This is a genomic window from Deinococcus soli (ex Cha et al. 2016) (assembly GCF_001007995.1).
GTDB classification, from domain to species: domain Bacteria; phylum Deinococcota; class Deinococci; order Deinococcales; family Deinococcaceae; genus Deinococcus; species Deinococcus soli.
In genome coordinates this window covers 366,459-384,969 of sequence record NZ_CP011389.1, presented here as the reverse complement: position 1 = coordinate 384,969, position 18,511 = coordinate 366,459, and the positions used below count along the sequence as shown (strand labels likewise).

Sequence of the window (18,511 nt, the reverse complement as noted above, 5' to 3'; positions counted from 1 at the left end):
ATACCCTGAACGCCATGCCACAGGGGAGCGCGTGACACAACAGGAGGTGAACAGCCCGCTGCGCGCGCCGCCCGGGTCCCTCGAACGTGACCTGGCGGCGCTGGAAGCCGGGATGTACCACACCCCGGAGGTGACCTCCGCGCAGATCGCGGCGCTGCTCGCGCAGGCCACGCAGCGCGGCGACACCCGCGCCCAGCTGCTCGCGTACCTGCTGCTGGGCGGCTGCGCGCTGTACACCGGTCGCCTGCCGGACGTGAAGGCGCACCTGGACGCCGCGCTGACCCTGGCGCGGCAGGTGGCCGACCCCCTGATGGAGGCCCGTTCCCTGAACGGCCTGGGCCTGTACCACGATCGCGTCGCGCAGTATGACCTGGCACTGCAGGCCTTCCTGGACAGCCTGCGCCTGACCCAGGCCAGTGGGGATGACACCGGCTCGTTCCGCGCGCTGACCAATCTCGCGGCGCTGTATACCACCACCGGGCAGCTGTCACAGGCCCTGGCCTTCCATGACCGCGCGCAGCAGCTCGCGCAGGTGCTGCAGTCGCCGATCATCCTGGCGTCCTCCATCACGCACCTGATTCTCATACATGACCGGCAGGACCACCCCGCGCAGGTGCTGGACCTCGCCGGAGAGCACCTTCCGCTGATCCGGCAGGTCGGTCCGCCCCGCTGGGTGAGCACGGTGCAGGAATGCGTGAGCCGCGCCCTGCTCCGCCAGGGGCACACCGGGCAGGCACTGACGGTCGCCCTGACCGACCTGGACGCCACGCGCGCCCGGCAGGACCGCGAAGGCATCAGCCGCCTCGCGTGCGCCGCCGCGCTGGCGCACCTGGCCCTCGGGAACCTGGAGGAGGCCGGCGCGCTGCTGCGCGAGAGCCTGGAGTGCTCCCGCGAGGTCGGCAGTCGTCCCGTCGAGATCCTCGCGCTGGACGGCCTGGTCCGCCTGCACGAGTGGGCCGGAGATCACCGGGCGGCCCTGGCCTATGCCCGTGAGCACCACGCGCTGGAACGCGCCGTGCACGAACATGAGGTGGACGCCCGCTCCCAGCTTCTGACTGCCGAGATCCGCCTGGAACTCCTGAACCGCGAGGCGGAGATCGAGCGGCTGCGCAACGTGGACCTCGCCCGCGCCAACCGGCAGCTGCGCGACACGCAGGCGGACCTGCTGCACCGCGCCACGCACGACGCCCTGACTGGTGTCAGCAACCGCGCGCACTTCCAGCAGGTGACCACCGACACCCTGCGAAGCCTGGGCAGTGGCGAGAACGCCGCGCTGATCTTCATCGACCTGGACCGCTTCAAGACCGTGAACGACACGCTCGGGCACTCAGCCGGGGACAGCCTGCTGCAACAGGTCGCGCGGCGCCTCCAGAGTGTCGTGCGCAGCAGCGACCTCGTCGGGCGGGTCGGCGGGGACGAGTTCACGGTCCTGCTGAGCCGCGTCAGTGCCCGCCGCGACGCGACGCTGGTCGCGCAGAAACTCGCGGACGTGCTCACCGACCCCTTCGACCTCGCCGGGACTCGCATGACCATCACTGCCAGCATCGGCTGCGCCGTCGCGCCCTCCGACGGCCGGGACGCCGAGGCGCTACAGCAGCACGCGGACCTCGCCATGTACCGCGTCAAACGCAGCGGCGGGAACCAGGTGCTGCACTTCGAATCCGCCATGGGCGAACCCGGCGACCGGCAACTGCTCGAACGGGACCTGCGCGGCGCCCTGGACCGCCAGGAACTCCGGCTGCACTACCAGGGCCGTTACGCCGTGCGCGGCGGGGCCCTCGCGGGCTTCGAGGCCCTGATCCGCTGGGAGCACCCCGAACGGGGCCTGATTCCGCCCGTCACGTTCATCCCGGTCGCGGAGGACACCCGCCTGATCCTTCCCATCGGCGAGTGGGTGCTGCGTGAGGCGTGCGCCCAGGCGGTCCGCTGGGCCTTCCCGCAGCGGGGCCTGTGCATGTCCGTGAACGTCTCGCCACTGCAGTTCGACCTGCCTCACTTCGTGGATACCGTCCGCGCCGCCCTGCGCGCCACCGGCCTGCCCGCCCGGCACCTGATCCTCGAGATCACCGAGAGCCTCGTCATGCGCGACCTGGAGCGCGCGCAATCGCACGTCACGGAACTCAAGGCGCTGGGCGTGCAGATCGCCATGGACGACTTCGGCACCGGGTACAGCAGCCTGAGCATGCTCGAATCCCTGCCCTTCGACCAGCTGAAGGTCGACCGGTCCTTCACGCGGCACCTGAACACCGACCGGCAACCCCGCGTGACGGCCCTGATGGGCGCCATGATCCAGCTGGCGCAGACGCTGAACATGACCGTCACCGTGGAAGGCGTCGAGGACGACTCGCAACGCGACCGCCTGCGCGACCTCGGATGCGACCACATCCAGGGGTTCCTGCTCGCCCGGCCTCTCCCGCCCGAGGCCGCCAAGTACCTCCTGACAGGCGCGGTGCCCGGCGACGAGCCCCCCACGCGCCACTGATCCGGGACGCTCCGCACACGCAGACAAATGTGGCGGACTGTCGCCCGAAACGGGGTCAATGGGTGCCCGGCGCCCCCGGACGCCAGCCCAGCTCCCAGCTGACCGCGTCCGCCTCGTCCCGCAGGAGGCGCAGCAGGGTGTCTCCCCGCACGCGCGCGGTCGGGACGCTGACACCCAGCGCCGCCAGCACCGTCCCGTCCGGCCCGCGCACCGGGACCGCGAGCCCGGACGTGCCGGTCGCCCACTCGTCCTGCGTCCGGGCGGCGTCCTGCGCGAGGATGCCTGCCGTCTCGGCCTCCCACGCCTCCACCCCGGTCACGGTGCGCGGTGTGAACGCCGCCGCGCCCGGCGGGAGGGGGCGACCCGCCAGCGCCAGCAGCAGCTTCCCGCTGGCGGACGCATGTGCGGGCAGCTCGAAATCCAGTTCCCCGGCCACCGGTGGGCCGTCCCGGCCCTGCACGCTCCGGGCAATGCACAGTACCCGCCCTGACCTCGCGTCCAGCACGCACAGGAACGCCAGGGCGTGCCCGGCCCGCGCGACCCGCTCCATCGCCGCGTGCGCCGGGCCGTACCAGGGCAGGCTGCCGTACAGCGCACTGGACAGTTTCAGCAGCCGCCACCCCAGCCGGTACCGGCCCCGCCCCACCCGCGCGAGCAGGCCCGTCTCGCACAGGGCCAGCAGCTGCTCGTGGAGGGTGCTGGTCGGCACGCCCAGTTGCCGCGACAGGTCCGACAGGCGCCACTCGGTGTGATCCGCGTCGAACGCAGAGAGCACGTCCACTGCGCCCGCCAGCAGGGAAGGGGAAGCCACGAGCGCAGCATGGCACGGTTCCGGCTGGACCGGAAACACACGGCGGCGGCGTCACAGCGGGCTTCAGTTTCATCGAGGGCCCAACAACGCGCCCAGGGCTCCATCTCCACCCCTGTTGGTTTCAGGTGCTCGCTCTGCGAGTCCGCTCGATTCAGAGGACGTGCGGGAGGCCCTCCTTACCGCTGAATTCTGTCGTCACAACCTCAACCCCGAGACCACCTCCGCCGCCCGCGTCACCCCGTCCTCCGCGCGGATGCGGGCGCCCAGCGCCGCCGCGCGGTCACGCATCCCGGCGTCCGTGACGGCGCGCGTCAGGGCGTCCGCCAGGGTCCGCTCGTTCAGGGCGCGGCGCGGCACCGGGGCGGGTCCCACGCCCAGCCTCTGCACGCGATCCCCCCAGAACGGCTGATCCCCGAAGAACGGCACGACGACGTTCGGGACGCCCGCCGCAAGCCCCGCCGCGGTCGTGCCCGCCCCGCCGTGATGCACCGCCGCAGCCACACGCGGGAACAGCCAGTCGTGCGGGACGCTGTCCGTCACGAACACGGTGTCCGGCACGTCGGCGGCGCTCAGGCCACCCCAGCCGCTCAGGAGCACGGCCCGCTGTCCGCTGCGCGCCAGGGCCGCCACGACCGCGCGGGTGGTCACCTGCGGGTCCGGGGTGGTCATGCTGCCGAACCCGATGGATACGGGGGGTGGCCCGGCGTTCAGGAACGCCTCCAGCGCGGGCGGCGGCGTCCAGGCCTCCTGCGGCAGAAACCAGTAGCCGGTCAGGTGCTGCGCCGCGTCCCAGTCGGCGGGGCGCGGCAGGACCGCCGGACTGATCCCGTGCAGGGTCGGCAGGGGCCGCAGCGGGCGCGGGCCGAGCAGCGGGGCAGGGGAGAGGCCCAGCACCTCACGCCGCGCGCGCGTGTCGGCCGCGCGGAACATCTGCCACATCACCTGCCGCGTCAGGACGTGCGACAGGCGGTTCGCCCAGCCGCCCAGCCGCGCGGTGCCCGGCGGAAAGATCGCCCCGGCAAACGCCCGCGTGGGGTGGAACGGCACCACGTGTGCCTCCACGAGCGGCACGCGCAGTTTCTCCGAGAGGGCCTGCGCCACGTTCATGCCCCCGATGCCCGCCATGAGCAGATCGGCGTCCCGCGCGGCGATGAGGCCGTCCTCGGCCCACAGCAGCGCGCCCTGCTGCGTGGCGCGCGCGGACACCCGGTTGATTGCCAGCATGTTTCCGCTGGCGAGCGCGGCGCGCATCTCGGGGCTGTTCACGACCTCCTGCACGTTCCCGCGCATCGGGGCGAATTCCAGCCCCGCGCCCGTCACGAGCGCGTGAAACGTGTCGTGCGAGGCGAGCCGCACCGCGTGCCCCGCCCGGCGCAACCCCAGCCCCAGCGCCACGTACGGCTGCACGTCCCCGCGCGAACCCAGCGCGATCAGCGTGATGTTCATGCGCGCTCACCTGCCACCATGGCCAGCAGCACGTCTGCCCCGCGCGCCGCCGTCACCTGCGGATCGGGCAGAGGGTCGCCCGACAGTGCGCCCTGCACGCAGTGGCCGAGCACCAGGGTCAGGCCGGTACGCAGCAGTTCGCCGGTGTCCATGCCAGTCAGTTCGGGCCGCGCGGCGAGCGCCTGCGCGCCCAGGTCCGCCGTTCCGTTCAGGCCGTCGGCGAAGGCGCGGCCCAGGTCGCGGCGGATCAGGCCCTCGGACAGGATCACGCGCAGCAGCCCCGCCTCGTCCTGCATCAGGGCCGCCAGTGGCGCTTCCAGGAACGCCCGCAGGAAGTCCCGCAGGTTCAGGGCCGCCAGCGCCGCCGGATCGAGCGACGCACGCGCCTGCTCCCCGAGGGCGCCGAACAGGCCGAGCAGCAGGTCGTCCTTGCTGCGGAAGTGGTGGTAGAGGGTGCCCTCGGCCAGTCCCGCCTGCCGGGCCACGGCGCGCATGGTCGTGCGGTGGAAGCCGTCCTGCGCGAAACAGAGTTGTGCCGCGCGGAGGATGGTCGCCCGCCGCTGGGGATCGTCTGCCGGGCGGGGCGAGGTCCGCTTCATCCGTTCATCTCTACCCGAGTGAGTGTTCACTCATTCATTCTGATGGAGAGGAGCGGTGGAGGCAATGGGGGACCACAACTTTCCGGACAAACCGGAAAACCGGATTGCGACCCACCGCACTCGGGCGGAAGATGACGGCACATCAAGCAGGCCAGGAGCACGTAAGGGCGCCGACGCCCGCCCCTGCCGATCCGCCCGCACCCCCACCGGAGGACACCTCATGACGCACCCCGCCCCCACCGAACCCGCCCCCGTCATCCGCGCCCCACGCGGCCCCCAGAAAACCGCCAAAGGATGGGTGCAGGAAGCGGCCAAGCGCATGCTGATGAACAACCTCGACCCGGACGTCGCCGAGCACCCCGACACCCTGGTCGTGTACGGCGGGCGCGGCAAGGCCGCCCGGAGCTGGGAGGCCTTCCACCGGATCGTGGAGACCCTCGACCGGCTGGAAGACGACGAGACGCTGCTGATCCAGTCCGGCAAACCCGTCGCCGTCCTGCGCACCAATGAGTGGGCGCCGCGCGTGCTGCTCGCCAACTCCAACCTCGTGCCGCACTGGGCGAACTGGGAAACCTTCGACAAGCTCGACCAGGCGGGCCTGATGATGTACGGGCAGATGACCGCCGGAAGCTGGATCTACATCGGCACGCAGGGCATCCTCCAGGGCACCTACGAGACCTTCGCCGGGGCGGCCCGCAAGCACTTCGGTGGCACCCTGAAAGGAACCATCACCGTCACCGCCGGACTGGGCGGCATGGGCGGCGCGCAACCGCTGGCCGTGAAACTCGCCGGGGGCGTCAGCATCAATATCGAGATCGACCCCACCCGCATCCAGAAACGCCTCGACACCCGCTACCTCGACGAGGTCGCCACGAGCCTGGAAGACGCCATCGCCCGCGCCGAGGGGTACAGGGCCGAGGGCGTCGCCCGCTCCATCGGTGTGCAGGGCAACGCCGCGGACCTCGTCCCGCAGCTCGTCGAGATGAACTGGACCCCGGACCTCATCACCGACCAGACCAGCGCGCACGACCCCATGTGGGGCTACATCCCACCCGTCACGCCCGACGAGGACGCCAGCCGCCTGCGCACCGACCACCCCGACGAGTACAAACGCCGCGCGTACGCTGCGATGGCCGCGCACGTCCGCGCCATCCTCGAACTCCAGAAGCGCGGCGCCGTCGCGTTTGACTACGGCAACAACCTCCGCCACCGCGCGCAGGAAGCGGGCGTGGAGAACGCCTTCGACTACCCCGGCTTCGTCCCCGCGTTCATCCGCGACTCCTTCTGCGAGGGCCGCGGCCCCTTCCGCTGGGTCGCGCTGAGTGGCGATCCCGAGGACATCCGCGCCACCGACCGCGCGCTGCTGGACCTCTTCCCGCACGACGAACGCCTGCAATCCTGGCTCACGTACGCCGCCGACCAGATCGCCTTCCAGGGCCTCCCCGCCCGCATCTGCTGGCTCGGGTACCGGGAACGCGACCAGGCCGCGCGCCTCTTCAACGAGATGGTCGCCGACGGCCGCCTGAAAGCCCCCATCGTCATCGGCCGCGACCACCTTGACGCGGGTAGCGTCGCCAGCCCCTACCGCGAAACGGAAGCTATGCTGGACGGCAGCGACGCCGTATCCGACTGGCCCCTCCTGAACTTCGGCGTCGGTATCGCGTCGGGCGCCAGCTGGATGAGCTTCCATCACGGCGGCGGCGTCGGGCTGGGCTTCAGCCAGCACAGCGGCCTCGTCATCGTCGCCGACGGCACTCCCGAAGCCGCGCAGAAACTGTCCCGCGCCCTCACCAACGACCCAGGCATGGGCGTCATCCGCCACGCCGACGCCGGATACGACCACGCCCTGAACGTCGCCCGCGAACGCGGCCTCGACCTCCCCAGCCTCGGCATACAGTCCAGAGAATGAACAGGCACCACCTGCCACTCAGCCGTACAGACCACCTTGTCATCACTGATCTCGAGGGCTATGCCCCGCAGATCGCGCGGCTGATTCACATGATGTCTTACGTCCGAAATACCACGCTCGGAGCAGTCGAGGGGCTCACTGTGCAGGAACTTGATACCCTGGTGAACCCTGAAGGCAACACCATCGGGATGCTGCTGGCCCACATTGCCGGGCTTGAAGAGGGCTACCAGGGCATCACTTTCCAGGGGGTCCGGCCTGATTCGACTCGCGCAGAACTCCGCCTGGGCGACGCGGGCCGACGTGAGATTCACAGCCAACCCCTTGAACGATATGTGGAGCGACTGAATGAAGTTAGGCAGCAGACCCTCGCCGGATTGCGCGACCGGGACGATCAATGGCTGGCTCACGAATACAGCCCATGGGGACGCGACACCTGGAACAACCACTTCGCGTGGTTCCACGTCATGGAAGACGAGATCAGGCACCAGGGTCAGATCATTCTCCTGAAGAAACTCATCCGCCTGCACCGGAGCCAGAGATGACCCAGCCCACCCACCTGCCCTACGGCGGGATTCCGACCTTCGCCCGCGCGCCGATGGTTCAGCCCGAGGGGGACTGGATGGCGGACGTGGCGGTGCTCGGTATTCCCTTCGATATCGCGCTGGGCTTCCGCCCCGGCGCACGCTTCGCGCCACGATCACTGCGGGAGGCGAGCCTGCGGAGCGTGCCGCCCTTCACGGGCCTGGACGGCGTGACGAGACTGGCGGGCGTGACCTTCGCGGACGCGGGGGACGTGGTGCTGCCCAGCCTGGAACCCGAACTGGCGCGGCAGCGGATCAGCGCGGCGGCGGAGTCCATGAGGGAGCGTTGCCGTCTGCCCGTGTTCCTGGGTGGCGACCACAGCGTCACGTACCCGATCCTGCGTGCGTTTGCGGGCGTGCCGGACCTGCACGTGGTGCAGCTGGACGCGCACCTGGACTTCACCGACTCCCGGAACGACACCCGCTACAGCAACAGCAGTCCGTTCCGCCGCGCGTGCGAGGAACTGCCGAACCTCGTCCACATCACGACGGTCGGTCTGCGCGGGTTGCGCTTCGACCCGGAAGCAGTCGCGGCAGCCCGCGCGCGGGGGCACGCCCTGATCCCCATGACGGACGTCGCGGGCGACCTGACACGCGTGCTGGAGCGGCTGCCGCGCGGGAAGAACGTGTACCTCAGCGTGGACGTGGACGGCTTCGACCCCAGCGTCATCCCCGGCACGAGCAGCCCCGAACCGGACGGCCTGACCTACGCGCAGGGCATGGCGATCCTGGCGGAAACCGCGCGGCACAACACCATCGTCGGCCTGGACGTGGTGGAACTCGCCCCGAACCTCGACCCCACTGGCCGAAGCGAACTCCTGACGGCGCGGCTGATCATGGAGACACTGTGCGCCGTGGACGAATTCGGTGCCGCAAAGTCGGGGTGGACACGATGACGGAAACACTGTTCACGAACATCAGCCAGCTGGTCACACCTGCCCCCGGCATGCAGCGTGGCGCGGCCATGCGCGACCTGACGGTCATTCCCGATGTGGCGATGCTCGTGTCAGGGGGCGTGATCCGCTGGATTGGCCCGCGCGCCGACGCTCCCAGCAACGCGCAGGAGCATGACCTGGGTGGCGTGGCGGTCGTCCCCGGATTGATCGACCCGCACACGCATGCCGTGTGGGCCGGGGATCGCCTCGCGGACTTCGAGGCGCGCGTGCAGGGCGTCCCGTACGAGGAGATCCTCGCGCGCGGCGGCGGCATCCGCAGCAGCATGCGGGCGACCGGGGCGGCCAGCGTGGACGATCTCGTGGCGCTCGCCCGGCCTCGCCTGGAGGCTCTGCGGGACTCTGGCGCGACGTCCATGGAGGTCAAGAGCGGGTATGGAATGGACTTCGACGCCGAGTTGCGAATGCTCCAGGCGGTCCGTGCCCTCCAGACGGAATACGGGCTCGTGCCGACCCTGTTGATTCACGTGCCGCCCACCGAGGGCCGCGCCGAGTACGTGCAGGCGGTGTGCCACGATCTCATCCCCGGCGTGGTACGTGACGGGCTGGCGACGGCGGTGGACGTGTTCACCGAGCGGGAGGCGTTCACGGTGGCCGAGACCCGTGCCATCCTCCAGGCCGCAAAAACACACGGGCTTCAGACGAAGCTGCATGCCGACCAGTTCCACGCCATCGGCGGCACGGAGCTCGCGTGCGAGCTGGGTGCCCTGAGTGTGGATCACCTGGAAGCGAGCGGCCCCGCGCAGATCGCCGCGCTGGCCGCGTCGGACACCGTGGCGACCATCCTCCCCGGCGTGACGCTGCACCTGGGTCTGCCCGCTGCGCCGGGCCGCGCCCTGATCAACGCGGGCGCGGCGGTCGCCGTGGGCACCGACCTGAACCCCGGCTCGTCCCCCGTGTTCAGCACGCAACTGGCGCTGGCGCTGGCCGTGCGCCTGTGCCGCCTCACGCCCGCTGAGGCGCTGACTGCCAGCACCGTCAATGCGGCTGCCGCCCTGGGCCTGAGTGACCGGGGAGCCCTCGCGCCCGGTCAGCGCGCCGACTTCCTCGCGCTGCACAGCCCCGACTGGCGCGACCTGCCTTACACCCTCGGCGCGAACCCCGTGCGAAACGTGTTCGTCGGCGGAATTCCCGTCTGAACCATCTCCATCAACCATCCTCTATCACCCATCAACCCTCCGAAGGAGCACCCGTGATTCTCGATCAACACCTGACCCTGTCTGATTTCCTGTCCGTCGTGCGTGGCGGCGAGTCCGTCCAGCTGTCCGACGCCGCGCGTGAGCGCATCCTGCGGGCGCGGGCGGTGATCGAGCGGATCGTGGACGGTGACGCGGCGGTGTACGGCGTGAATACGGGCTTCGGGAAGTTCGCGTCGGTGCAGGTGCCGCGCGAGGGGCTGGAGGAGTTGCAGTTGAACCTGATCCTGTCGCACGCGATCGGGGTGGGGGAGGCCCTGCCGACCGAGGTGGTGCGCGGAATGTTGCTGCTGCGGGCGCAGTCGCTGGCGCTGGGGCATTCGGGGGTGCGGCCCGAGGTGGTGGAGCTGCTGCTGGCCCTGCTGAACGCGGGGGCACACCCGGTCATTCCAGCGCAGGGGAGCGTGGGCGCGTCGGGGGATCTGGCGCCGCTGGCGCACCTTGCCCTGGCGCTGATCGGGCACGGCGAGATCGAGTACCGGGGCGAGGTGCGCGCCAGTGCGGACGTGCTGGCCGAGCTGGGCCTGACCCCGCTGGTGTTGCAGGCGAAGGAGGGACTGGCGCTCATCAACGGCACGCAGCTCATGGGCAGCCTGCTCGCGCTGGCGGTCGCGGATGCGCGGACGCTGCTGGGCACGGCGAATCTCGCGGCGGCCATGACGGTCGAGGCGATGTACGGCTCGCACCGACCCTTCCAGCCGGATGTGGTGGGCCTGCGCCCCCACCCCGGCGCGGTCGCGGTGGCCGAGGAACTGCGGTTCTTCCTGCGGGATTCGCAGATCGCGCCGTCGCACTTGGTGGGGGACGGGAAGGTGCAGGACGCGTACTCGCTGCGCGCCGCGCCGCAGGTGCACGGCGCGAGCCTGGACGCCCTCGCGCACGCCGAACGGGTGCTGGCGGTGGAGTTCGCGTCCGTGACGGACAACCCTCTGATCTTCCCCGACACCGGCGACGTCGTCAGCGGCGGGAACTTCCACGGGCAGCCGCTCGCCGTGACCATCGACACGCTGAAAGTCGCGGTGGCGGAACTCGGCAGCATCGCGGAGCGCCGCTGCGAGCAGCTCCTGAACCCGTCCCTGTCGGGCCTGCCGGGCTTCCTGACGCCGCAGGGCGGCCTGAACAGCGGCTTCATGATCGCGCAGTACACCGCCGCCGCCCTCGTCAGCGAGAACAAGGTCCTCGCCCACCCCGCCAGCGTGGACACCATCCCCACCAGCGCCAACCAGGAAGATCACGTCAGCATGGGCGCGCACGGCGCCCGGCAGCTGCGCGCCATCCTGGAGAACGTCCAGAACGTCATCGGGATCGAACTGCTGTGCGCCGCGCAGGCCCTCGACTTCCAGAACCTCCACGCCGGACGCGGCGCGCAGGCCGCGTGGGAACACATTCGCGCCCACATCCCCAACATGACCCGCGACCGCTACTACCGCCCGGACCTCCTGAAGATCGTCGAGATGGTCCGCAGCGGCGAACTGCTCCGCGTGGCGCGGGAGGCGTAAGGGAACCCTTACCGGTTCAGCCATTCCAGTCCGCCCATGCGGCCGTCTGCGGGCAGGTCGAGTTGGGCGGTACCGAGGTGCGCGATATGGAAGGTCGGTGGGGTGTCCGTGACGGGCCAGCTGAGCGCGGAGGTCGGTCAGGACGTGCGCGGCGCGGGCGTGGAAGCGGGGTTCCTCCCAGGCTTCCGCGCCGCCGTCCCACGCTTGCCCGTGCAGGTGCGCGGGCCAGATAAGTGCGGGGCAGTGCGCGCGGAGGCTGGTGTGGTCGCCGCCCGTGACGGGTGTGAAGCCTCCGGCTGGGCCGGTGGTCAGGCCGCCGTACTCGTAGGCCCGTTCGATGCCGTGCGCGGGGAGGTTCAGGTGGGCGGCGATGGGGGCGGCGGTCTGCACGGCGCGGAGCATCAGGCTGGTGTACAGGTGATACGGACTCCGATTGGATGGCTTACAAAGCCGTTCAATCCGAGCGGACGCGAGTAGGAGAAAAACGGGTTCCGGGCGTGGAGTTGGCGACCCGGTGCTGTTCCGGGTTGTCAACGAAACAGACGGAACCCGTGCGTCACGCCTCTCAGGTCGGCGTCCTGTGCGAACTGCCGGGCGCTGTGGTGTCCGTGTGCGGTCAGGGGCGGGTCGGGCTGCCGCGCCTGCGTGTAGTCGGGGCGGTCCTCGATGACGTTGTTCTCGGATTGCGCGTGGCGGATCAGCAGGAGCTTCACGGCTGCACGGTACGGTGTCCGTGCGCTCCGGACGGCCTCACCGCGCGCTGATTCGGCTAGACAGGCCGGGGCGTACGATGGGAGCCACTTTTCCGCACTGACCACCTCTTCACCATCCGTGCGCCGCGCACGCCTCAAGGACGCCATGACCACCCTCGACGACATCCTGAACGCCCCCCACCCCGCCTCCGAGTGGATTCTCGCGCAGGACTGCGCCGAGACCGGCCTGCAACCCGACGACATCCGCGCCGAGATGCTGCGCCGCATCGGCGAGATGCGCGCCAGCATCCAGCGCGGCCTGAGCAGCGACGCCAGGAGCATCACGGGGATGGTCGGCTGGAACGCCAAGGGCCTCTGGGACGCCCCGGACGTGCTGGGTGCGCCCCTGCTGCGGCGCGTGCAGGCGTACGCGATGGCCGTGAACGAGGAGAACGCCCGCATGGGCCGCATCGTCGCCGCCCCCACCGCCGGCAGTGCCGGCACCATCCCTGGCGCGCTGATCGGCGTGGCCGACCACCTCGGCCTGCCCGACGAGCGCCTCGTGAACCCCATGATCCTCGCCGCGGGGATCGGCAAGGCCATCAGCAAGCGCATGTTCATCAGCGGCGCGGCAGGCGGCTGTCAGGCCGAAATCGGCAGCAGCGCCGCCATGGCCGCCGCCGCCATCGTCGAACTGATGGGCGGCACCCCCCGCGCCGCCGTGCACGCTGCCAGCATGGCCCTCATGAACACCATCGGTCTCGTCTGCGACCCGGTCGGCGGGTACGTGGAGGTCCCCTGCGTGAGCCGCAACGCCTTCTACGCCGTGCACGCCGTCAGCGCCGCCCAGCTGGCCCTGGCGCAACTGGAATCCTTCATCCCCCCGGACGAGGTCCTGGGTGCGATGGCCAGCGTGGGCCGCATGATGCCCGCTGCGCTGCGTGAAACCGCCGACGGGGGCCTCGCCCAGACCCCCACCGGACTGGCCGTCACCGCCCGCATGGAAGGGAAGAAGGACGGCGAGGGACCGGGCGGCATGATCGAACTGCCACTAGCGTAGGTGGACAGGAGCGGGCCGACCCCTGTGCAGCTGGGGTCGGCCCGCTCCTGTGTCATGTCAGGTCCGGCGCAGCCTGCGCGTCATGACGGCACGACCGGCCAGCGTGACCGCCAGGACCGTCAGCACCACGGCTCCCCCGGCCAGCAGGAAGCCGCTCAGGGGGGCATCCCAGCCCACCGTGGTCCCGAGCGCGGCCTGCGCCCAGGCCCACACAAGCGGGTAGGTCAGGAACGCCGTCACGACCGTCCATACCCGCACGCGGGCGGCACCCAGGCACAGGCCCAGCAGCATCAGCACCCCTGCCGTCGTGAGGTTCAGCAAGGTCAGCAGTTCCCACGTCGGCTCCTAATCCGCGACCAGTCGCAGGAGCGCCCCCGACAGCCCACTCAGGGCGAACGCCGCCACGCCAGCCGTCGCCGCGCTCAGCAGGACATCCACCAGCACAGTCCGGTGAGGGAGGCGCCGTGCCGACGCGAGGGTGTCCTGCGCCCACCTATCGTCCACCTGCCCGACCGTCTGCGCCTCGTGCTCCATCCCTGTCCGCCACTCGTCCGGGGTCACGCGCGCACCAGTGTCAGGCGGTCGGTGGCGGTGCGAACACTGCCCGCCGCGCACGCCGCGATGACAGCCACCACGGCGACACCCTCGTTCGAAACTCCGATGATGGGCGTGAACGGAGCCGCGTTGCCCAGCACGGCCTGTAATGCCACCACTGTCATCCACGCGCCCGGCAGGAACGCCAGCGCCCCCACCCCGGCCTCCAGCGCCCCCACGCGCCGGGTACCCAGCAGGGCGCCGACCATGCCCGACAGGATCATCACGCCCAACCACAACTGATCCGGCGCGTCGTGCCGCCAGAGGAACTGCCCGAGCAGCACCACGCCCACGCCCAGAGCCGCGAACACCGCCGCCGCCACGCCCGCACCACGCCATCCGAATCGTCCCGCTGCCAGCTTCGTGTCCATGGCCCACTCCCTGTCGTTCACGCTGGAGGCTTCGTTCTGCATTCCGGTCTTCCACTCGTCGGGGGTCACGCGGTTCTCGTCCGGGGGAAGTTGATGCGAGCGAGTCCGATTCCGGCGCCAAGGACGACGAAGTTGAGAATCAGAGATACAAGCATTGGGCCGCTGATGAATGCCTGTGGAGAGGGCAGGATGTCGAACAGGATGGTCGTGCCGTCCGGGAAGGTTGATGGGACATTCAGGGTGACGAGTCGTGTCGCGACTGAACCCAGAAGCTTGACAGTCAGGAGGACTCCCGCCGCCTGGACTGGCGTGAATCCTTGCCGGGTCAGCAGGTAGCCCAGGCCAGCGACAAGCGCCCAGGCAGGGTTTAGGGGAGTGGCGAACACCTGGGTAATGCCGGAAGTCAGGGCGGGCAGGCTACCGATCAGCGCTGCGTTAAGTGTGGCCATCAGGGACAGGGTGACCACTGTGAATCCCAGTGTGATGACCGTGGCGGTCAGCCATGCTTGGCGGCGCAGGTGGCGGCGGGTGTCCTGGCTCCAGTCCGTGTCCTGAACGCTGTCTGCCTCGTTGCGGATGCCGTCGTTCCACTCGTCGGGGGTCACGCGAGGCTCCGGGGTTGGTGGGGCGGGTGGCGGAAGGGGAGGCCGAGGATGATGCCGAGGGCGGCGATGCCCAGTGCGACGCTCAGGGGGTAGGCGGGGAAACCGGCGAAGTCGCGGTTGATCAGGTTGATAAGGGTGGCGATGGTCAGGGTGCCCAGTGTGGCGCACAGCAGCGTGATCCAGTGGGGGACGCGCAGGCGGGTGGCGACGGCGGCGAGCATGAAGACGGTCAGGATCAGGGCGGTGATGGGCAGTTGCGGGTCCTGGCTGTCGGTAATGGTGGTGACGGGTTGTGGGTTGCCCAGCAGGTTCCATTTCAGGAAGGTCAGGCTGTCCACGCCGTTGCGGGCGGCCTCGCGGGTCATGACGCCCCACTGCGTGCCCAGCGTCAGGGCGGCGGTGGCGGTCACGGTGCCGGTGGTGGCGAGCAGCGCGGTCAGGACGGTGCGGGCCAGCTGCCGGTGACGCAGGCTCTGGCGGGTGTCGTGGCTCCAGCGGGTGTCCTGTACGCTGTCCGCTTCGTTCTGCATGCCGGTCTTCCAGTCGTCGTGGGTCATGTCAGCGCTCCTGTGGTGCGGGTGGTGGGGGTGGTTTCGTGGCGGTCGCGGGCCAGCTCGAGGCCACTCTGGGTCAGGCGGTAGATGTGGCGGGGTGGTTTGCCGGGGTGGGGGGACTGTTCCCACTGGGCGTCCAGGTGGCCCTGTTCGTGCAGGCGCTGGAGGATGGGGTAGAGGGTTCCGCTTTTCAGACCGGTGCTCTTTGAGAGGTCATAGCCGTAGGTGTGCGCGGGGTAGGTCTGCTGGAGGGCGTGCAGGACGGCTCTGGTGTGGGGGCTGGAGTTGGGGGATCGTGGCATGCCCTATTAACAACATATGTAGAGTTTCGTGTCAAGTGACGCTGCACGCGAAGGGGGAGAGGCGGCGCGGCGACCCCTCTCCCCCGTCCCAGCACCGCTCAGCTGTCGTGCGGGCGGCCCGGCGGCGTGATCAGCACCCGGTCGATGCGCGGCCCGTCCAGGTCCAGCACTTCCAGCTCCCAGCCGTCGTAGCTGGCGCGGGCGCCCACGGCGGGAAATTCGCCCAGGACCTCCAGCACGTACCCGGCGAGCGTGCTGAACTCCTCGCGGGGCAGCGCGGGCAGCGGCAGGTGGTCGCGCAGGTCGTGCATGGGCATGCCGCCGTCAACCAGGAAACTGCCGTCGTCCCGCATGACCAGCAGACCCTCGTCGTCCGGGGTGTTCACACCCGCCAGTTCGGTCAGGAGGTCGGTGCTGGTCAGCAGGCCCGTGAACACGCCGTACTCGTCCACGACGATCGCCAGGCGCTGCCCGGCCTCGCCTGCCAGGCGCGTCAGGACGTCCTCGGCCCAGGCGGTTTCCGGGACGAACACGACGCTCTGCACGTGGTCGAGGATGGTGCCTCCCTCGGTCACGGCGCGCAGCAGGTCCGCCACGGCCACCTGTCCGGTCACGTCGCCGGTCTCGTCCGTGACGGGGTACCGGTCGTGAGGATTCGCCAGGACACATGCGATCAGGTCCGGCATGGGCAGGTCGGCGCGCAGCGTCACGGCGTCCGCGCGGGGCGTCATGAGGTCGCGGGCGCGGCGGTCGTTGAAGCGCAGCACGTGATCGATGCGTTCCCGCTCGCCCGCTTCCAGGCTGCCGCTCTCGGAGGCCTGCAGAATAAGTGCCTTGACGTCCTCCTCGGTGATCTGCTCCTGCGTCTCGCCGCGCATGCCCAGCAGGCGAAGCAGGCCGCGCGTGGTGACTTCCAGCAGCCACACGACGGGTCTGGCCACGCGCGCCAGCCCCGCGAAGAACGGCGCGACCCGCATGGCGAGCGCCTCCGGGTTACGCAGCGCGATGTTCTTGGGAGCCAGTTCACCCAGCACCAGCGACAGGAACGTGACCATCAGCACCACGCCCACCGACGCGGCGCTGGGGGCCAGATCACCCAGGGCGGGGGTCAGGGCGGCTTCCAGGTACCGCGTGAGGCTCCCCCCGGCGAACACGGCGCTGACGGTGCCGATCAGCGTGATGCCGATCTGCACGGTCGCCAGGAACGCGCCGGGGTTCTCCGCGAGTTCCACGGCGCGGCGCGCGCCCCGGTGCCCGGCGTTCGCCTGCGCCTGTAGCCGGGACCGGCGGGCCGACACCACCCCCAGCTCGGAGCCGGAGAAGAAGCCGTTGATGATCAGCAGTACGACAAGAATGCCGAATTCCAGAAGCGGTTGACCCACCCGGTCAGTGTACGGGCTGGCCGGGCCGTTTCCGTCCCGACCTCCGCGCGGCACGCGCTGCCTATACTGAGCCGCGATGAGCGTTCATTCCAGCATTCACGACCTCGCGCAGCACGTGGGGCAGACCGTCACCGTTCACGCCTGGCTGCAGGACAAGAGCGGCAAGGGCAAGATCCAGTTCCTGAAGCTCCGCGACGGCAGCGGCTTCGTGCAGGCCACGGTCTTCAAGACCGACGTGTCCGAGGAGGTCTTCGAGCAGGCCAAGCGCCTCACGCAGGAGCAGGCCGTCACCGTGACCGGCGAGGTCCGCGCCGACGAGCGCGCCCCGGGCGGCGTGGAACTCAGCCTGCGGGCCCTGACCGTCATCAGCGAGAACCACGGCGAGTACCCCATCACGCCCAAGGAGCACGGCATCGAGTTCCTGATGGACCACCGTCACGTGTGGCTGCGCCACCGCCGCCCCTGGGCGATCATGCGCGTGCGCGACAGCGTGCAGCGCGCCGTGGTGGACTTCTTCCACGGCGAGGGCTTCATCCGCTTCGACGCGCCGTTCTTCACCCCGAACGCCGCCGAGGGCACCACCGAACTGTTCGAGATCGACCTGTTCGGCGAGGACAAGGCGTACCTGTCCCAGACGGGGCAGCTGCACGCCGAGGCGGGCGCGTTCGCGTTCGGCAAGGTGTACACCTTCGGCCCGACCTTCCGCGCCGAGAAGAGCAAGACGCGCCGTCACCTGCTGGAATTCTGGATGATCGAACCCGAGGTGGTCCCCAGCAACCACACGGAGAACATGGCCCTGCAGGAGCGCTTCGTGAGCTTCCTCGTGCGCCGCGTGCTGGACGAATGCCAGGAGGAACTGAAGATCCTCGGGCGCGACCAGAGCAAACTGGCCGGGGCCGCGGAAGGCAACTACCCGCGCGTGACGTACACCGACGCGCTGGACATCATCCGCCAGCACATCGAGGACCGCGACCTGCCCGCCAACGTGCAGGAGGACGTGCAGCCGGTCGAGTGGGGTGACGACCTGGGCGCCCCGCACGAGACGATTCTCGGGCATCACTTCGACCGCCCCGTCATCATTGAGCGGTACCCGGCGGCCATCAAGGCGTTCTACATGCAGCCCGACCCGCAGGACCCCCGCGTGGCGCTGTGCGACGACATGATCGCTCCCGAAGGCTACGGCGAGATCATCGGCGGCAGCGAACGCATCCACGACTACGATCTGCTGAAGTCCCGCATCGAGCACGAGGGCCTGCCGCTGGACGCCTTCGAGTGGTACCTGGACCTGCGCAAGACCGGCAGCATGCCGCACGCGGGCTTCGGCATGGGCCTGGAACGCGTGATCGCGTGGATCACGGGCATCGACCACATCCGCGAGGCGATTCCCTTCCCGCGTATGCTCACGCGCATGCGCCCCTGAGGAACCGAAAGTGAAGCGCGCCCCTTCACCGGGGCGCGCTTCGTTTTCAGTGAAC

The 18,511-nt window shown here is 70.0% G+C and carries 19 protein-coding genes; 8 read left to right on the top strand and 11 right to left on the bottom strand.

Translation table 11 applies throughout. The annotated features are described in order from the left end of the window. The first annotated feature begins 31 nt into the window (after positions 1 to 31). Positions 32 to 2,482 carry an EAL domain-containing protein gene (locus tag SY84_RS01895; protein ID WP_046842580.1) on the top strand — a complete coding sequence of 817 codons (2,451 nt, stop codon included), beginning with the start codon at positions 32 to 34 and terminating at the stop codon, positions 2,480 to 2,482. A 55-nt stretch (positions 2,483 to 2,537) separates the two neighbouring features. Here the strand turns inward: SY84_RS01895 and SY84_RS01890 are convergent, their stop codons facing one another. The 3 genes from SY84_RS01890 to SY84_RS15715 form a co-directional block, all read right to left on the bottom strand. Continuing rightward, positions 2,538 to 3,293: an IclR family transcriptional regulator gene (locus SY84_RS01890; protein WP_046842579.1), complete on the bottom strand. Its 756-nt coding sequence runs from the start codon at positions 3,291 to 3,293 to the stop codon at positions 2,538 to 2,540. Between the two features lie 195 nt (positions 3,294 to 3,488). After that, positions 3,489 to 4,739: a glycosyltransferase gene (locus SY84_RS01885; RefSeq protein ID WP_046842578.1), complete on the bottom strand. Its 1,251-nt coding sequence runs from the start codon at positions 4,737 to 4,739 to the stop codon at positions 3,489 to 3,491. Then, positions 4,736 to 5,338: a TetR/AcrR family transcriptional regulator gene (locus SY84_RS15715; protein ID WP_052751005.1), complete on the bottom strand. Its 603-nt coding sequence runs from the start codon at positions 5,336 to 5,338 to the stop codon at positions 4,736 to 4,738. The genes SY84_RS01885 and SY84_RS15715 overlap by 4 nt, the downstream gene beginning before the upstream one ends. 220 nt (positions 5,339 to 5,558) lie before the next feature. Here SY84_RS15715 and hutU point away from each other — a divergent pair, with 220 nt between their 5' ends. From hutU to hutH, 5 genes are read left to right on the top strand one after another with little or no spacing between them, the layout of a single operon-like run. Next, complete coding sequence (hutU, locus tag SY84_RS01875) at positions 5,559 to 7,247, top strand: urocanate hydratase (RefSeq protein ID WP_046842577.1); 1,689 nt, start codon at positions 5,559 to 5,561, stop codon at positions 7,245 to 7,247. Next, complete coding sequence (locus SY84_RS01870; protein WP_046842576.1) at positions 7,244 to 7,789, top strand: DinB family protein; 546 nt, start codon at positions 7,244 to 7,246, stop codon at positions 7,787 to 7,789. Before hutU ends, SY84_RS01870 begins: the two co-directional genes overlap by 4 nt. After that, the gene (locus SY84_RS01865) at positions 7,786 to 8,724 is read left to right on the top strand and encodes an arginase family protein (RefSeq protein ID WP_046842575.1); all 939 of its coding nucleotides are present in this window, start codon (positions 7,786 to 7,788) and stop codon (positions 8,722 to 8,724) included. The genes SY84_RS01870 and SY84_RS01865 overlap by 4 nt, the downstream gene beginning before the upstream one ends. After that, positions 8,721 to 9,920, top strand: coding sequence for an imidazolonepropionase (gene hutI, locus SY84_RS01860; RefSeq protein WP_046842574.1), 1,200 nt, complete (start codon positions 8,721 to 8,723; stop codon positions 9,918 to 9,920). The genes SY84_RS01865 and hutI overlap by 4 nt, the downstream gene beginning before the upstream one ends. A gap of 53 nt (positions 9,921 to 9,973) precedes the next feature. Beyond that, positions 9,974 to 11,476: a histidine ammonia-lyase gene (hutH, locus tag SY84_RS01855; protein ID WP_046842573.1), complete on the top strand. Its 1,503-nt coding sequence runs from the start codon at positions 9,974 to 9,976 to the stop codon at positions 11,474 to 11,476. 530 nt (positions 11,477 to 12,006) lie between these two features. Here the strand turns inward: hutH and SY84_RS01845 are convergent. Beyond that, positions 12,007 to 12,189: a histidine phosphatase family protein gene (locus tag SY84_RS01845; RefSeq protein ID WP_046842572.1), complete on the bottom strand. Its 183-nt coding sequence runs from the start codon at positions 12,187 to 12,189 to the stop codon at positions 12,007 to 12,009. 145 nt (positions 12,190 to 12,334) lie between these two features. Between SY84_RS01845 and sdaAA the strand changes: the two genes are divergently transcribed. After that, positions 12,335 to 13,228 (top strand): L-serine ammonia-lyase, iron-sulfur-dependent, subunit alpha, encoded by an 894-nt coding sequence (sdaAA, locus tag SY84_RS01840; protein ID WP_046844854.1) that lies wholly within the window; start codon positions 12,335 to 12,337, stop codon positions 13,226 to 13,228. A 57-nt stretch (positions 13,229 to 13,285) separates the two neighbouring features. On the opposite strand, the gene SY84_RS01835 is transcribed toward sdaAA, so the two are convergent. The 7 genes from SY84_RS01835 to SY84_RS01805 all read right to left on the bottom strand — a co-directional run bounded on the left by SY84_RS01835 (position 13,286) and on the right by SY84_RS01805 (position 17,036). Continuing rightward, positions 13,286 to 13,549, bottom strand: a complete 264-nt coding sequence (locus SY84_RS01835) for a hypothetical protein (RefSeq protein WP_157882860.1) — start codon at positions 13,547 to 13,549, stop codon at positions 13,286 to 13,288. Positions 13,550 to 13,573: 24 nt separating this feature from the next. Beyond that, positions 13,574 to 13,789 (bottom strand): hypothetical protein, encoded by a 216-nt coding sequence (locus tag SY84_RS01830; RefSeq protein ID WP_046842570.1) that lies wholly within the window; start codon positions 13,787 to 13,789, stop codon positions 13,574 to 13,576. After that, positions 13,786 to 14,262 (bottom strand): hypothetical protein, encoded by a 477-nt coding sequence (locus tag SY84_RS01825; RefSeq protein ID WP_046842569.1) that lies wholly within the window; start codon positions 14,260 to 14,262, stop codon positions 13,786 to 13,788. Before SY84_RS01825 ends, SY84_RS01830 begins: the two co-directional genes overlap by 4 nt. Beyond that, positions 14,259 to 14,798 carry a hypothetical protein gene (locus SY84_RS01820; RefSeq protein WP_046842568.1) on the bottom strand — a complete coding sequence of 180 codons (540 nt, stop codon included), beginning with the start codon at positions 14,796 to 14,798 and terminating at the stop codon, positions 14,259 to 14,261. Before SY84_RS01820 ends, SY84_RS01825 begins: the two co-directional genes overlap by 4 nt. Further along, a complete protein-coding gene (locus SY84_RS01815; protein ID WP_046842567.1) occupies positions 14,795 to 15,355 on the bottom strand; it encodes a hypothetical protein in 561 nt (186 codons plus the stop codon). Before SY84_RS01815 ends, SY84_RS01820 begins: the two co-directional genes overlap by 4 nt. Further along, positions 15,352 to 15,654, bottom strand: a complete 303-nt coding sequence (locus SY84_RS01810; RefSeq protein ID WP_046842566.1) for a PadR family transcriptional regulator — start codon at positions 15,652 to 15,654, stop codon at positions 15,352 to 15,354. The genes SY84_RS01815 and SY84_RS01810 overlap by 4 nt, the downstream gene beginning before the upstream one ends. Before the next feature lie 98 nt (positions 15,655 to 15,752). Next, a complete protein-coding gene (locus tag SY84_RS01805) occupies positions 15,753 to 17,036 on the bottom strand; it encodes a hemolysin family protein (RefSeq protein ID WP_046842565.1) in 1,284 nt (427 codons plus the stop codon). Between the two features lie 76 nt (positions 17,037 to 17,112). Between SY84_RS01805 and asnS the strand changes: the two genes are divergently transcribed. Further along, the gene (asnS, locus tag SY84_RS01800; RefSeq protein WP_046842564.1) at positions 17,113 to 18,456 is read left to right on the top strand and encodes an asparagine--tRNA ligase; all 1,344 of its coding nucleotides are present in this window, start codon (positions 17,113 to 17,115) and stop codon (positions 18,454 to 18,456) included. Positions 18,457 to 18,511: the final 55 nt, after the last annotated feature.

What these genes read in the sequence shown, in the direction of transcription:
- SY84_RS01885 (WP_046842578.1), bottom strand. Translation starts at nt 4,739, where the DNA reads ATGAACATCACGCTGATCGCGCTGGGTTCGCGCGGGGACGTGCAGCCG.
- SY84_RS15715 (WP_052751005.1), bottom strand. Translation starts at nt 5,338, where the DNA reads ATGAAGCGGACCTCGCCCCGCCCGGCAGACGATCCCCAGCGGCGGGCG.
- hutU (WP_046842577.1), top strand. Translation starts at nt 5,559, where the DNA reads ATGACGCACCCCGCCCCCACCGAACCCGCCCCCGTCATCCGCGCCCCA.
- SY84_RS01870 (WP_046842576.1), top strand. Translation starts at nt 7,244, where the DNA reads ATGAACAGGCACCACCTGCCACTCAGCCGTACAGACCACCTTGTCATC.
- SY84_RS01865 (WP_046842575.1), top strand. Translation starts at nt 7,786, where the DNA reads ATGACCCAGCCCACCCACCTGCCCTACGGCGGGATTCCGACCTTCGCC.
- hutI (WP_046842574.1), top strand. Translation starts at nt 8,721, where the DNA reads ATGACGGAAACACTGTTCACGAACATCAGCCAGCTGGTCACACCTGCC.
- sdaAA (WP_046844854.1), top strand. Translation starts at nt 12,335, where the DNA reads ATGACCACCCTCGACGACATCCTGAACGCCCCCCACCCCGCCTCCGAG.
- SY84_RS01815 (WP_046842567.1), bottom strand. Translation starts at nt 15,355, where the DNA reads ATGACCCACGACGACTGGAAGACCGGCATGCAGAACGAAGCGGACAGC.
- SY84_RS01810 (WP_046842566.1), bottom strand. Translation starts at nt 15,654, where the DNA reads ATGCCACGATCCCCCAACTCCAGCCCCCACACCAGAGCCGTCCTGCAC.
- asnS (WP_046842564.1), top strand. Translation starts at nt 17,113, where the DNA reads ATGAGCGTTCATTCCAGCATTCACGACCTCGCGCAGCACGTGGGGCAG.